The sequence below is a fragment of the Corynebacterium sp. HMSC061H03 genome, assembly GCF_001838215.1.
Classification (GTDB): Bacteria; Actinomycetota; Actinomycetes; order Mycobacteriales; family Mycobacteriaceae; genus Corynebacterium; species Corynebacterium jeikeium_D.
Genome location: NZ_KV836075.1, coordinates 49,539 through 63,130, shown reverse-complemented (window position 1 = coordinate 63,130; position 13,592 = coordinate 49,539). Strand labels below are relative to the sequence as shown.

The following is a 13,592-nucleotide window of genomic DNA, read 5'->3' as shown; positions in this document are numbered from 1 at the left end:
ATGGAGTTATCAGTGTGGGCTTTTGTCTTTATCGTGGCAACGATTTTCATCGGGGCACTGATGCAGCGAGTAGCTGGCATGGGACTCGGTCTGCTGGGAGGGCCAGTCCTCTCACTGATTGCAGGCCCAGTAGCAGGTATTTTGATTATCAACGTGCTCGCCACCGTCAATGCGGTCATGCAGACTATCTCGGTGCGAGAAAACGTCGACTGGAAGAAGTTCTGGCTAATTGGTCCGGTGATGGCTTTTGGGGCGCTGCCAGGCGCCTGGGTGGTTCACAACACGCCCAGCGGGCCACTCCAGGTTCTGGTCGGTGGGCTAGTGCTGCTTGCGCTGCTGGTGACATCCTTTATGCCTCAGCGCATGCGTGTTGACGGCCCACAGTACGGCGTTGCCTCTGGCGTTGCCGGCGGCTTTATGAATACCTTGGCCGGCATCGCGGGCCCGGCCATTACCGTTTACGCGCAGGCCTCTCGTTGGCCAGCGCAGACGTTTGCGGCCACCTTGCAGCCGCTTTTCTTTGTCTCCGGCGCATTGTCCTTGCTGTTCAAGGAAATCAGCGCTGACGTCTCCGTCTTCTCCACCACGCCGGTTATACTCTGGCCGCTGTGTCTGGCTGCCATGGTGGTGGGTATATTTTTGGGCACTCGCGTTTCTCGGCGAGTGCCCATTGTGCAAGCCCGAAAGCTCGCGGTCATTCTGGCGACTACCGGCGCGGCAGTCACTATGCTTCGCGGAATCTCCGCAACTTTTGGCGCGTAGCAGCTACTACTCCAGTAGCTGTTACTTCAGCAGCAGTTACTCCAGTAGCTGTTACTTCAGCAGCGATGACAGGAAGTTGCGGGTGCGCTCGTGCTGCGGATTGCCCAGCACCTCATCTGGGGTGCCCTTTTCCACGACCACGCCGTCAGCCATGAATACGACCTGGTCGGCGACTTCGCGGGCAAAGCCCATCTCGTGCGTCACCACGACCATGGTCATGCCCTTATCGGCCAGACCACGCATGACATTGAGAACCTCACCGACGAGCTCCGGGTCAAGAGCGGAAGTCGGCTCATCGAAGAGCATTAGCTTCGGCTCCATGGCCAGTGCGCGAGCAATGGCAACACGCTGCTGCTGGCCGCCCGAGAGCTGGACCGGGTAAGCATCGGCCTTGTGTGCCAGACCGACAGTTTCCAGAAGCTCCATGGCACGCTTTTCAGCCTGTTCGGGGGGGACACCCTTTACTAGCACTGGTGCCTCGGTGATATTTCCCAGCACCGTGCGGTGCGGGAACAGGTTGAAGTTCTGGAACACCATACCGATATCGCGACGCTGACGTGCAGCTTCTGCCGCAGAGATCTCGTAGAGGCTGCCATTTTTCTCGCGGTAGCCAATCAGGGAACCGTCGACGTAGAGACGTCCGGCATTGACCTTCTCCAGGTGGTTGATACAGCGCAGCAACGTGGACTTGCCGGAACCCGAAGGGCCAATCAAGCAGGTAACCGTACCCCGTGGAACCTCCAGGTCGATGCCCTTGAGGACCTCGAGACGGCCGAAGTTCTTCCGAACCTTTTGCGCCTCAACCATCAAATCTTTGGTAGTCATTTACTGCGGATCCTCTCGGTAGAAGTGCTCTTCGTCCTTATCGACAACGCGAGCATTTGCAAGCGGCACACCTTCGGCGTCGGCAAGCGCGGCCAGCTGGCGGGCAGTGAGCTGACGTGTGGCGCCGCGGGCGAAGTAGCGCTCAAGGTAGAACTGGCCGACCATCAGAATCGATGTGATTACCAAGTACCAGGTGGCGGCGACGAGCAACATCGGCACCGGTAGGAACAGCGCGTTGGCGATGTCCGTGGAGCGACCGTAGAGTTCCAGCGAGAACGGCACTGCGATGACCAGGGAAGTGGTCTTCAGCAGGGAGATGAACTCGTTGCCAGTTGGCGGGATGATGATGCGCATGGCCTGCGGCAAGATGGTGCGGCGGACGGTCTGCCACCAGCTCATACCCAGTGCCTTCGACGCTTCGGTCTGCCCCTCCGGGACAGCCTGAATGCCGGCACGGACAATTTCCGCCATGTATGCGGACTCGTTCAGGCCGAGACCGACGAATGCCAGCACAAAGGTATTGGACAGGACCGTGCTGAGATCTAGCTCGGCAACGCCCAGGTCAATCGTCGAGTAGATAGTGCCGAGGAGACCCCAAAAGACTAGCTGCACGTAGACCGGAGTTCCTCGGAAAACCCACAGGTAGAACCAAGCAACTGTGGACAGCACGGGGTTGTCCGACATGCGGAGTACGGCGACGATGGCACCGCCGACGACACCGATGAGCATGGCCAAGACCGTCAGTGCAATGGTCCAGCCTGCGGCGGCGGCAATTCGTGTATCAAACAGGTACTGGAAGTAGACATCCCAGTGGTAGGCCTCGTTGCGGGCGGCACCGATGATGAACCACAGGAAGAGTACCAGCAGAATCGCTGCGGTAATCCAGCGACCCGGGTGCGGCAGTGGTTTGGCCTTAATTTCTTCGTTGAGTTCCGCCTGTGTGGCCTCGTAGCGGGCGCCAGACGCAGATGAGTCGCTCACTTAAAGTTCCTCTCCGTTAATAGTGGCGCGTTCCAAAGCACCGTCTTCCAAACCCCATGTGGTCAGGATTTGCTTGTACTGGCCGTTGTCAATGAGGTACTGCAGCGCCTGTTGTAGGAGCGGGCCGAGTTCTGAATCCTTCGGAATGGCGAAGCCGAACGGGGCACCATCGTAGATGTCCCCGGCAAGTTCGAGCTTGCCCTCAGACCGGTTGACCGCGTAGGCACTGACTGGTGAGTCAGCTGCGAGCGCGTCAGCACGTCCCAGCACCACAGTGGTAGCGGCGGTGCCAGCATCCTGGTAGGCCAGCTTGTTAATTGGTGGCAAACCGCGATCCAGACAATCCTGACTCTTTACTGGTAGATCCTCCATGTCAGCGACGGTATTGCGCTGAACGGCGACAGTTTTGCCACAGTAGTTATCGGAGCTGGCTTCGCTGCCCGGGCGGCGGGCCCACTGCAGGCCGGTATCCAGGTAGTCGACGAAGTCGTAGGTCTTGCGGCGCTCCTCGTTTGAGGTGAAGCCGGAGGCACCAACATCAACTGCGCCGGCCGACAGAGCCGGCAAGATCAGTGCGAAATCTTGTTCTTGGATTTCAAGCTTCAGGTCCAGGACACTGGCCATGGCCCGCATGAGGTCAATGTCGAAGCCGATGATGGAACCGGCAGAATCCTTAAACTCTGCCGGGGCGAATGTCGGGTTGGTACCGATGCGCAATACTTCGCGCTTACGAAGGTCAGCCGGGACCTGTTTCGCCAGTTCGGGGACCGCTGCCGGTTTGATCTCCGACCAGCCCTCGGGGTTACCGCTTTCGTCATTGGTGACGCAGCCTGTAAGCCCTAAGAACAAGGTCGCAGTCAGCGTGGCAGCCGCCAATGCGATGGGTCTTTTCATATCTGAATATGTTACCCAGGCGCAGTAATACCTTAAATTCCGGTACCCCTATTCAGCTGCGCCCTAGGCTGGTACGGGAAACCCCACTCTTTCCAGGCTTTCGGGGCCAACTTGCGGGGAACTAATCGGTGCCGGCTACTAGTTTGTTTCAGCTGCGGCAAATCCGTTGCCGGTGACGTCGAGCGGGCCGACCGCTCCCGATGCCGGGTCACTCAGCGCGGCATCGCGGACTGCCTTCGCCACGGCCGGCATAACGCGCGGGTCCAGTGCCGACGGAATAATGCGGTCGGCACTCAGGTCTTCTACACCAACACTTGCAATGGCCTGGGTTGCGGCCAGCTTCATGGCTTCGGTGATGCGCTTGGCACCCGCCTCCAGCGTGCCACGGAACAGACCCGGGAAGGCCAGCACATTATTAATCTGGTTCGGGTGGTCCGAGCGACCGGTGGCCACCACGGCTCCGTACTTGCGCGCGACTTCCATTGGGATTTCCGGAATTGGGTTGGCCAGCGAGAACAGAATGGGGTCAGCGGCCATCTGGCTAATTGCATCCTCGCCGATACGGCCAGCAGAAACGCCGATGAACACGTTAGCGTCGACAAGCGCATCGTTGATGGAGCCGGTGATGCCGCGCGGGTTGGTCATACCGGCGACCCACTGCTTGATGTCGCTCAGCGGCTCGCGGTCCGGATGGATAATGCCGCGCGAATCGACGACGACGATGTCGGACACGCCAGCGGACAGCAGCATCTTCGTCGCAGCGACACCAGCGGCACCAGCACCGGAGATGACCACGCGGAGATCCTGGAAGCTGCGGCCAGTCAGCTTGCAGGCGTTGATTAGGCCGGCGGCGATGACGATGGCGGTGCCGTGCTGGTCGTCGTGGAAGATGGGGATGTCGAGCTCTTGGTCGAGACGCTGCTCAATCTCGAAGCAGCGAGGCGCGGAGATATCTTCGAGGTTTACACCGCCAAACGACGGCGCCAGCGCCTTGACCGTCTGGATGATTTCCTCCGTGTTGAGGGTATCCAGGACGATCGGCACAGCGGAGATGCCAGCGAACTGCTCGAAGAGCTGGGCTTTTCCTTCCATTACTGGAAGTGCGGCCTTGGGCCCGATGTCGCCGAGGCCAAGCACTGCAGTGCCGTCGGAGATTACTGCGACGTTCTGGCCAGTCCAGGTGTAGGTGCGTGCCAGGGCCGGATCTTCGTGGATGGCCTCACAGACGCGGGCGACACCTGGGGTGTAGCCGATGGAGAGGTCACGAATCGTCTCGAGCTTCATGGTCGAGTGGGAGCGGAGCTTGCCACCTCGGTGAGCCTCGAAGATTTCCGCATCCGTGATAGTGGACGGATCAGTGGGGGCGGTGTCTTCCGGCACGGTGTGAAGCGGCGTCTTAGGGGAGTTCGCGTTCGCAGAGTGGGCGGAGGAGCTAGAAGAAGAATTCGCAGCAGGCATGATGACAGTCCAAAACGTGTTGAGTACTGAGTACTTTGTACTTTGAGGAAACTCGACCGCGGCGTGAGCTGCTGGTGGGCAGTGCGTAAAGCCGGGAGCAATCGCTGGAATGAGATACGTAGTGGTGTGCGTAAAAACTAAACCAGTCTTGCTATACGGGATTGGTATCTCATTATATGGACAGTGGGGTGTGAAAATAAAATCTTTTAGGAAAGTCTGCGTGAATTGGGGAGTGTGGTGGGGTTAAAGATTGGGGAGCTGGGGCTGTGGTGGGCTAGTAGTCGGGGTGGGGGCGGGGCTTCTTATTGCTGGTGGCATTTTATGGTTCGTGAATCGAAAATATTTGTGGACTGCGGAAAACTGAATCCGGGGTTCCTGGGATAGTTCCAACTGACGACAGAGAGCTGTTCGTTTATTGCAACTTCTACACAGGAGGCTTCTTACGATGTCCGATTCCACTTTTCCCCAGAACCCGCAGAGCCCACAGAACCCGTATGGCTCCCAGAATCCGCAGGATCCGCTCGGCCAGCAGCCCTACCCGCAGAACCCGTCGGCAGCGGGGCAGGTGCCTCCGGCTCCGAAAGAAAAGAAGAAGGGTGGCTGCTTCAAATGGGGTGGTATCGCCGTGGGCGCTGTCGTGGTCCTAGCTGTGGCGGCCAGCTTGACTGGTGGCGGTGACACTGACTCGGATTCCGATTCTGAAGCTGCGTCTCTCTTTGGCTCGGAGACTGCCGATGCGGCTGATTCTGGGACTGTTGAAAATGCCGATTTCGCTGAGTCTCCCGAGGCTGGCTTGGGGGAACAGCAAAAGCAGGAGACGCAGGAAAAGCAGGATGAGAAGGTCTCGACCGAATACAAGAACGCTCTCCGTAAGGCAGAGATTTACGCGAATCGCATGCATATGTCGAAGGCTGGTATCTATGACCAGCTGACCTCGGAGTATGGCGAGAAGTTCTCACCGGAGGCAGCCCAGTATGCAATGGACAATATCGAAGCGGACTGGAATAAGAACGCACTGGAAAAGGCGAGAATCTACCAGGATTCGATGGCAATGTCCCCGGATGCGGTTTACGAGCAGCTGACGTCGGAATACGGCGAGCAGTTTACTCCGGAGGAAGCTCAGTACGCGGTGGATAACCTGTAGCAGCGGGCTTCGTTTGTTGATGACGCCAATTGGCCAGAGCCCCAGTTGGATGCATGCTGCAAAAGGACGGTTTCCGCTTCACCAGGATGCATTTGCTGCACACTGAACAGCTGCTGGTGAAGCGGAAACCGTCTTGGCTGTTTTAAGGCGTGACCTGGCAGTTGAGCGACTGTCGGCAGCAAAACTTCGGCGCGGTCCAGATCGTGGCGTTTTTTCAACCGTGCCCGCATCGGCGACCGCGGCGGCAAATCAAAAGTAACCGCGCCACTGCGCCGCTACCCAGACGCAGCCACCTATCTTGCAGAAGACATCGCTGAGTTTCGAGTCTCCATCACAGAAGAGCAGCGGCAAGTTTTGTTGAGTGGGATTACCGAGTACGCCGATGGCGATGAAGAAGTTTTCAGAGCGTATGCTCGCCTGTTGAAATCAACGGACTCGTAAGCCATGGAGTAGCCACATTCGCGGGGTGTGAGTCCCCGCCATGGCACGCCCCGTTCACTCAATCGGTGGTGGCGGGGTTTTTTATGCCCGAAAACAGATTCACCCAGGAGTTAACGCAGGACTCAGGGCGTAATACGTGGCTCACTTTTGGCTCATTTTTGGTGCAAAATACCCGTGAAAGTGCGTGAAAAAGAGTGAAAGATAGTGAATACTCAGACAAGCAAAAACCCGCCCCCACCGGGCTAAAAGCCAGGTGAAAGCGGATTTTAAAATCGTGCCCCCGGTGAGACTCGAACTCACACTGGACGGGTTTTGAATCCGTTGCCTCTGCCAATTGGGCTACAGGGGCGCAAAGCCGTCGATAAGCGAAAATGCTCTGTCGAAGCGACTTTTACTAGTTTAGTCCATCGACCCCGAATTAGAAAAACGGCGCTGCGCATAAGCGACGCAGCTGACAATTGCAGCGCCGAGAATGAAGAGTCCGAGGGCGAGTCCCCAGTCGGAGCCGATGCCCTGGAGCTCGTTGTTTTCGGTCTGCCACGGCCAGAGAGCGCGCAGCGAACCGAGCATGAGGCCGGACATGGCGACCAGCGTGAGTGCCTGGTGTGTACTCAGCAGCCATTCGAGGAGGCGGATGAACAGGACGATGCCGATTAGCGCGCCGACGAAGAAAGTGCCGATGTAGGCGAAGTCGCGGTCGTGAATTGCACCCATAGTCGGTGCGTAGAGACCGATGACCAACAGGAAGAAGGAACCGGAAACGCCCGGCAGAACCAGCGCGCACACGGCGATCGAGGCGGCGATGAGTACGAGCCACAGAGGCGGCTGCGTCGGTGCGGCCTGCGGCAGGGAAGTAAGCGCGAACAGGGCGATACTGAAGAACACGAAGACAGCAATGGCCTTGCCGCGCATGCCCGGCTGTCGCAGAGTGCCTGGTTGCAACTCATTCAGCGGCATGGTGATTGAGGCGGCGATCATGCCCATGAACAGGGCGCGGGAAGCGACCGGCTGATTGGTGACGAAATTCTCCATGACGCCAGCCATCGAGAAGACAACAGCAACCATGCCGATAGCCACCGGGATGAGCAGCCACCAGTCAATCCTGCGCAGGTTCTCCTTAAAGGAACCGTCCGAGATTGCCCGCGGTAGGTCTGTGATGCGCTTTGCCGATTCAATCAGGCGTCCGTAGATGCCCGTAATCAGCGCAAGGGTACCGCCGGAGACGCCCGGAATCGTCTCAGCGAGACCAATAAGGCCACCACGCACCGCGTTGGCGATAACGCCCAGCGGGGTCGGCTTCGGGATTTCAGAGTAGGGGCTCGTGGTCGGCAGCGTGGTCGACTCTGCGCCAGGAGCGCTCATATTTTCAGTAGACATCGCAGGCCATTGTATGTCTTCCAACTGAGAAGAAGCATATTATCCGCGTGTGTATAAGCGGCTTCTGACGGCGATTGAGAGCGCAGAATAAAAAGCAGCGCCTGGGTGGGCGCTACTAATTCAGTGAGTTATGCAGGAGTAGGCGGTGGGTGGTGAACCTGCTGCCTTAGCCGTGTTCGATGATCTGCTGCAGGCAGCTGCCCAGGGCCTCCACCGAAATCCTCGGCGCGTTGGCCTCATCGATTAGACCAGTATCAGACAGAACTAGGTATCCGACGCAGAGGGAAATAGCCATCTGGCTGCGGTGCACAGCAGCATCGTGGCTAACGTCTTCCGGTCCGTCCTCTTCGACGCGGCGAATCAAGTCATCTGCAACAGCTTCATTGAACCGCTCGGCGATGACTTTTGCAGTTTCTTCGGAGTCGAGCGATCCGACAATCAGCGGAATCATGGACTGTCCGGCCATTCCTTGACCAGTCAAAATAGCGCTGGCCATCCGCTGGCCAAGTTCATTGAAGGGGGCTCGGCTGAGTGTGCCCTTGAACTGGCTGAAGTTAATCAGTTCGGCCATGAGGCCTTCTTTGGAGCCGAAGTACTTGATGATGAGCGGCGCGCTAACGCCCGCATCGCTGGCAATTTCCTTCAGCGGCACGCTTCGCAAAGGTTTGCGCGCGAAGTGCCGAGCTGCAGCCGCGATAATGCGCTCGCGGGTGGACTGGGCGCTCCGTTGGAAATCGGTCGAATCGAACTCACTCATGCTGAAGAGTCTAAAGCCATGAAAGCGTAACTACGCCAATTGATTTCAGACGCATGCGCAGGACGTGGTGATATGTTTTCGCGGTCACCTCAAAGAGGGGGTAATTTCTAGGTATCTCATTTGAGGTAGGGGCCCATGCATGTTGCTGAATAATCGACGGAAAATATCGAAAAACTCCAGGAAAATAAGGCGAATATTAAAGTTGGATTACAGCATTTCGGAAACTGAAACCAAGTGCCAAGCGACGCTCGGGAGGATCACTCTTGCGAATCACTGTTTAGGTGGGCTAAGGGGGCTGCTGAACCCGTTTCAAAATACAGCCTGATTACCGTAATTATTGTTCACTTAAGCTGACCGGCCAACAGCTCATCCTCCGCAGCTCGCGATTCCCCAACGCTAATCTCAGTTTTCCTACGCTGTTCAATATTTTCCTACACTGGGATGTCATGAAGAAGACCCTCATGCTTATCGACGGTCATTCCATGGCCTTCCGCGCGTTCTTTGCCCTTCCGGTGGATAACTTCTCAACCACCGGTGGGCAGACGACGAATGCGGTGTATGGCTTCCTCTCCATGCTGTCCAATATTCTCAACGAGGAAAAGCCTACGCACGTGGCGGTTGCCTTCGATGTCGCCCGCGAGACCTTCCGCAACGAGATCTTCCCGGAGTATAAGGCCCAGCGTGAGAAGACTCCTGAGGAATTCCGTGGTCAGGTGCCGCTCATTCAGCAGGTGCTGAAAGAGATGGGCATCGTCACGCTGGAGAAGGACAACTACGAGGCCGACGACATTATCGCGACGTTGGCTACTCAGGCCAAGCCTGAGGGCTTCGAAACGTTCATCGTCACCGGTGACCGGGACTCGTTCCAGTTGGTCAACGACACCACGACGGTGCTTTATCCAATGCGCGGAGTCACCACGCTGCATCGCTTTACGCCTGCGGCTATTGAGAAGAAGTACGGGCTAACACCGACTCAGTACCCGGACTTCGCGGCTCTCCGCGGCGACCCTTCCGACAATCTCCCGGGCATTCCGGGGGTCGGAGAAAAGACCGCGACGAAGTGGATCGTTCAGTACGGCACGCTGGCAAACCTCATCGACCACGCTGACGAAATCCGCGGCAAAGTCGGCGATAACTTCCGCGAGCGCGTCGCAAACGTCCAGCTGAACCGCGACATCACCGAAATGGTCAAGGATCTGCCCTTGCCGTACGGTCCGAACGAGCTCGAGCTCCGTCCTGCCGACGCCCAGGGAATCATCGACTTCTTCGACCGCCTCGAATTCGGCGACAACCTTCGCGAGCGCGTGTTCCGCACCCTTTCCATCGAAGGCGCAGGCGTCACCGCCTCCACCAGCGACAGCGCGACAAAGCTCGAGGCTGTTTCGCTTGACGACGGCGCCTTGGCTGCCTGGCTCGGCGAACTGCATGAGCCGGCCGCGTTGCAGGTCGGGGAGCGCACCTTGATGATTGGCTCCGCCGACGAGAAGGGCAAGACCTCCGGTCAGGCTGTTTCTCTCGACCTGGGCGAGCTATCTGCCAAAGATGCCGACGCACTGCGCGAGTGGCTCGCTGGCGACCACCCGAAGCTGGTGCATGACTCTAAATCGGCCATGCATGCGCTCTGGAATTACGGCTTCGAACTGGCAGGGGTTATCCACGACACCTTCTTGGCCGCGTATCTGCTGCGCCCAAGTCAGCGTAGCTACAGCTTGGACAACGTCGTCCAGCGTCACCTGGGCCAGACGCTTTCGCAGGCCGATGGCCAGATGACCCTGCTCGATGGCCCGGCCGAAGACGCTTCCCATGTCGCCGCCGTCATCGACCTGGCTGAGCGATTGGTTGTCGAACTCGACGAGGCCGGGCTCTACAGTGTGTACGCCGACCTGGAAGTCCCGCTCGCTCCAGTGTTGGGCCGGATGGAACGTGCCGGTATCGCTGTCGATGTTGATGCGCTCGAGGAGCTCCGAAAGCAGGCGCAGGCGGCTACCGATGAGGCGGAGAGTGAGGCTCGCAACCTCGTCGATAAGCCTGAGCTGAATCTCGGATCGCCGAAGCAGTTGCAAGAGGTCCTGTTTGACCAGCTGGGAATGCCCAAGACAAAGAAGACGAAGACGGGCTATTCCACGGCGGCGAAGGAAATTGAGGGGCTGGCGAAGGTCAACCCGCATCCGTTCCTGGATTACCTGCTGAAGTTTCGCGAGTCGCAGAAGATGAAGTCGACCGTGGAGGGGCTGATTAAGGCTGTCGCTGATGATGGCCGTATTCATACGACTTTTAATCAGACGGTCGCGGCGACGGGGCGTCTGTCGTCGACGGAGCCGAATCTGCAGAACATCCCGGTGCGCACGGAGTTCGGGCGACGGATTCGTGAGGCGTTCGTGGTCGGCGATGGCTATGAGCAGCTGATCACCGCGGACTACTCGCAGATTGAGATGCGCGTGATGGCGCACCTGTCGCAGGATCCGGGGCTGATTGAGGCCTACCGACAGGGCGAGGACCTGCACAACTACGTTGGTTCGAAGGTTTTCGGTGTCGGCATCGATGAGGTTACGCCCGAGCTGCGTCGTCGTGTGAAGGCGATGAGTTACGGTCTGGCTTATGGTCTGAGTGCTTTTGGTCTGGCGCAGCAGCTCGACATTCCGCAGCGCGAGGCGAAGAAGCTCATGGAGGACTACTTCGAGCGCTTCGGTGGCGTGCGCGATTATCTGCACAAGGTTGTTGAGCAGGCGCGTAAGGACGGCTTTACGGCCACGATGTTCGATCGGCGTCGCTACCTGCCGGAACTCAACGCCGACAACCGCATCGCTCGCGATAACGCGGAACGTGCGGCATTGAACTCGCCGATCCAGGGGTCGGCAGCAGACATTATTAAGATTGCGATGCTCCGGGTCGACGATGCTTTACGACGGGGTGGGCTGCGCTCCCGTGTCCTCCTGCAGGTTCATGACGAACTGGTTGTGGAAGTTGCAGATGGGGAAGAGGGAGCCATCAAGGAGCTGTTGCATCGCGAGATGGACTCGGCAGCTGAATTGTTGGTGCCGTTGGATGTTTCGATCGGTGCTGGTGTGAATTGGGATACTGCTGCGCATTAGTGGTGCGAAGGTCGGGCCGTAGTGCTGGTAGGTGGACTTGTCGCGGGCTTGCCGTGGATGTGTTGCGGACTTGAATGTCGCAGCTCAAATCGGTATTGTTCGCTAGGTATGCATTAGCGTGCCGACTTTGCAGCCTCGAGCTTCATGGACATCGGGTTAACTAATTGCCAATGGTGAGATTCGCCGAAAGCGGATTTGGCCCGGTTGTCCAGGGGTTTCTTTGAGGGGCAAGGCCGAAATTGTCCGTTTTTCGATTTCTATCCGCTTCGGAGCACATCTTATATGTCCACTTCTAACGTCCCTCAGGTTGCCATCAACGACATTGGCACCGCTGAGGATTTCCTGGCCGCTGTCGACTCGACGATGAAGTACTTCAACGATGGTGACATCGTTGAGGGCACCGTCGTTAAGGTTGACCGCGACGAGGTTCTTCTCGACATCGGCTACAAGACTGAAGGTGTCATTCCTTCCCGCGAACTGTCCATCAAGCACGATGTCGACCCTGACGAAGTGGTCGAAGTTGGCGATGAGATCGACGCGCTGGTCCTGACCAAGGAAGACAAGGAAGGCCGCCTCATCCTGTCCAAGAAGCGCGCTCAGTACGAGCGTGCTTGGGGCACCATCGAGCAGCTCAAGGAGAACGACGAGCCGGTTACCGGTACCGTCATCGAGGTCGTCAAGGGCGGCCTGATCCTCGACATCGGCCTGCGCGGCTTCCTGCCGGCTTCCCTCGTCGAGATGCGTCGTGTCCGCGACCTCCAGCCGTACATCGGCCAGGAGATCGAGGCCAAGATCATCGAGCTCGATAAGAACCGCAACAACGTCGTTCTGTCCCGCCGTGCATGGCTCGAGCAGACCCAGTCTGAGGTCCGCTCTGAGTTCCTGCATCAGCTGCAGAAGGGCCAGGTCCGCAAGGGTGTCGTTTCCTCCATCGTCAACTTCGGCGCATTCGTCGATCTCGGCGGTGTTGACGGCCTGGTTCACGTTTCCGAGCTGTCCTGGAAGCACATCGACCACCCGTCCGGGGTTGTCCAGGTTGGCGACGAGGTCACCGTCGAGGTTCTCGAGGTCGACCTGAACCGCGAGCGCGTTTCCCTGTCCCTGAAGGCTACTCAGGAAGATCCGTGGCGCGTCTTCGCCCGCACTCACGCAATCGGCCAGATTGTTCCGGGCAAGGTCACCAAGCTGGTTCCGTTCGGTGCGTTCGTCCGCGTCGAGGAGGGCATCGAGGGCCTGGTTCACATCTCCGAGCTGGCTTCCCGCCACATCGATGTTCCGGACCAGATTGTCTCCGTCGACGAGCAGGTCATGGTCAAGGTCATCGACATCGACCTCGAGCGTCGTCGTATCTCCCTGTCCCTCAAGCAGGCTGACGAGGACTTCACCGAAGAGTTCGACCCGACCAAGTACGGCATGGGCGACTCCTACGACGAGCAGGGCAACTACATCTTCCCGGAGGGCTTCGACCCGGAGACCAACGAGTGGATGGAGGGCTTCGAGACCCAGCGCGCAGAGTGGGAGGCTCGCTACGCAGAGGCAGAGCGTCACCACCAGCTGCACGCTGCCCAGATCGAGCGTCACCGCGCTGCAGCTGCCGAGGCTGCAGAGACCGCTTCGAACTACTCCTCCGAGTCCGGCGAGGCAGCTCCGGCTGCTCCGGCCGCACCGGCTGCAGACAATGCAGGCGGCACCCTGGCTTCCGACGAGCAGCTCGCTGCTCTGCGCGAGAAGCTGGCTGGCAACTAAGCTAGACCGCTAAGGGCTTACACGTCCCTTTGAGAAATTGCCCCGGCGAGGTTTTCCTCGCTGGGGCTTTTTCGTGCCTTCTTTGCTTTACGACGGGCACCTGCTCGGCCTTGTT

General features: G+C 58.4%; 10 protein-coding genes and 1 tRNA gene. 4 read left to right on the top strand and 7 right to left on the bottom strand.

Features of this window, described 5'->3' with window-relative positions; genetic code table 11:
* The gene (locus HMPREF2787_RS07035) at nt 1-762 is read left to right on the top strand and encodes a sulfite exporter TauE/SafE family protein (protein ID WP_070858879.1); all 762 of its coding nucleotides are present in this window, start codon (nt 1-3) and stop codon (nt 760-762) included.
* Between the two features lie 51 nt (nt 763-813).
* On the opposite strand, the gene ehuA is transcribed toward HMPREF2787_RS07035, so the two are convergent.
* The 4 genes from ehuA to HMPREF2787_RS07015 form a co-directional block, all read right to left on the bottom strand.
* Nucleotides 814-1,587, bottom strand: a complete 774-nt coding sequence (ehuA, locus tag HMPREF2787_RS07030) for an ectoine/hydroxyectoine ABC transporter ATP-binding protein EhuA (RefSeq protein ID WP_070858878.1) — start codon at nt 1,585-1,587, stop codon at nt 814-816.
* Nucleotides 1,588-2,505 (bottom strand): amino acid ABC transporter permease, encoded by a 918-nt coding sequence (locus tag HMPREF2787_RS07025; RefSeq protein ID WP_371441145.1) that lies wholly within the window; start codon nt 2,503-2,505, stop codon nt 1,588-1,590.
* Between the two features lie 63 nt (nt 2,506-2,568).
* Complete coding sequence (locus tag HMPREF2787_RS07020; RefSeq protein WP_070858876.1) at nt 2,569-3,462, bottom strand: ABC transporter substrate-binding protein; 894 nt, start codon at nt 3,460-3,462, stop codon at nt 2,569-2,571.
* Nucleotides 3,463-3,600: 138 nt separating this feature from the next.
* Entirely contained in the window at nt 3,601-4,920 is a 1,320-nt protein-coding gene (locus HMPREF2787_RS07015) for an NAD(P)-dependent malic enzyme (RefSeq protein ID WP_070858875.1), read from the bottom strand.
* Nucleotides 4,921-5,365: 445 nt separating this feature from the next.
* On the opposite strand from HMPREF2787_RS07015, the gene HMPREF2787_RS07010 reads away from it, so the two are divergent.
* Nucleotides 5,366-6,064 carry an Ltp family lipoprotein gene (locus HMPREF2787_RS07010; RefSeq protein WP_083326671.1) on the top strand — a complete coding sequence of 233 codons (699 nt, stop codon included), beginning with the start codon at nt 5,366-5,368 and terminating at the stop codon, nt 6,062-6,064.
* 716 nt (nt 6,065-6,780) lie between these two features.
* Here HMPREF2787_RS07010 and HMPREF2787_RS07005 read toward each other — a convergent pair.
* The 3 genes from HMPREF2787_RS07005 to HMPREF2787_RS06995 form a co-directional block, all read right to left on the bottom strand.
* Nucleotides 6,781-6,854: transfer RNA gene (locus HMPREF2787_RS07005), tRNA-Leu, on the bottom strand.
* Nucleotides 6,855-6,904: 50 nt separating this feature from the next.
* Nucleotides 6,905-7,882: a DUF368 domain-containing protein gene (locus HMPREF2787_RS07000; RefSeq protein WP_070858874.1), complete on the bottom strand. Its 978-nt coding sequence runs from the start codon at nt 7,880-7,882 to the stop codon at nt 6,905-6,907.
* A 166-nt stretch (nt 7,883-8,048) separates the two neighbouring features.
* Nucleotides 8,049-8,639 carry a TetR/AcrR family transcriptional regulator gene (locus HMPREF2787_RS06995; protein ID WP_049170343.1) on the bottom strand — a complete coding sequence of 197 codons (591 nt, stop codon included), beginning with the start codon at nt 8,637-8,639 and terminating at the stop codon, nt 8,049-8,051.
* 446 nt (nt 8,640-9,085) lie between these two features.
* Between HMPREF2787_RS06995 and polA the strand changes: the two genes are divergently transcribed.
* Both polA and rpsA read left to right on the top strand, forming a co-directional pair.
* Nucleotides 9,086-11,731: a DNA polymerase I gene (gene polA / locus HMPREF2787_RS06990; RefSeq protein WP_070858873.1), complete on the top strand. Its 2,646-nt coding sequence runs from the start codon at nt 9,086-9,088 to the stop codon at nt 11,729-11,731.
* A gap of 282 nt (nt 11,732-12,013) precedes the next feature.
* Nucleotides 12,014-13,477, top strand: a complete 1,464-nt coding sequence (gene rpsA / locus HMPREF2787_RS06985; protein WP_070858872.1) for a 30S ribosomal protein S1 — start codon at nt 12,014-12,016, stop codon at nt 13,475-13,477.
* Nucleotides 13,478-13,592 lie beyond the last annotated feature (115 nt).

Excerpts from the sequence above, each read along its gene's own strand:
- HMPREF2787_RS07000 (WP_070858874.1), bottom strand. The coding sequence starts at position 7,882 with ATGTCTACTGAAAATATGAGCGCTCCTGGCGCAGAGTCGACCACGCTG.
- HMPREF2787_RS07015 (WP_070858875.1), bottom strand. The coding sequence starts at position 4,920 with ATGCCTGCTGCGAATTCTTCTTCTAGCTCCTCCGCCCACTCTGCGAAC.
- HMPREF2787_RS07035 (WP_070858879.1), top strand. The coding sequence starts at position 1 with ATGGAGTTATCAGTGTGGGCTTTTGTCTTTATCGTGGCAACGATTTTC.
- rpsA (WP_070858872.1), top strand. The coding sequence starts at position 12,014 with ATGTCCACTTCTAACGTCCCTCAGGTTGCCATCAACGACATTGGCACC.
- ehuA (WP_070858878.1), bottom strand. The coding sequence starts at position 1,587 with ATGACTACCAAAGATTTGATGGTTGAGGCGCAAAAGGTTCGGAAGAAC.
- HMPREF2787_RS06995 (WP_049170343.1), bottom strand. The coding sequence starts at position 8,639 with ATGAGTGAGTTCGATTCGACCGATTTCCAACGGAGCGCCCAGTCCACC.
- polA (WP_070858873.1), top strand. The coding sequence starts at position 9,086 with ATGAAGAAGACCCTCATGCTTATCGACGGTCATTCCATGGCCTTCCGC.
- HMPREF2787_RS07020 (WP_070858876.1), bottom strand. The coding sequence starts at position 3,462 with ATGAAAAGACCCATCGCATTGGCGGCTGCCACGCTGACTGCGACCTTG.
- HMPREF2787_RS07010 (WP_083326671.1), top strand. The coding sequence starts at position 5,366 with ATGTCCGATTCCACTTTTCCCCAGAACCCGCAGAGCCCACAGAACCCG.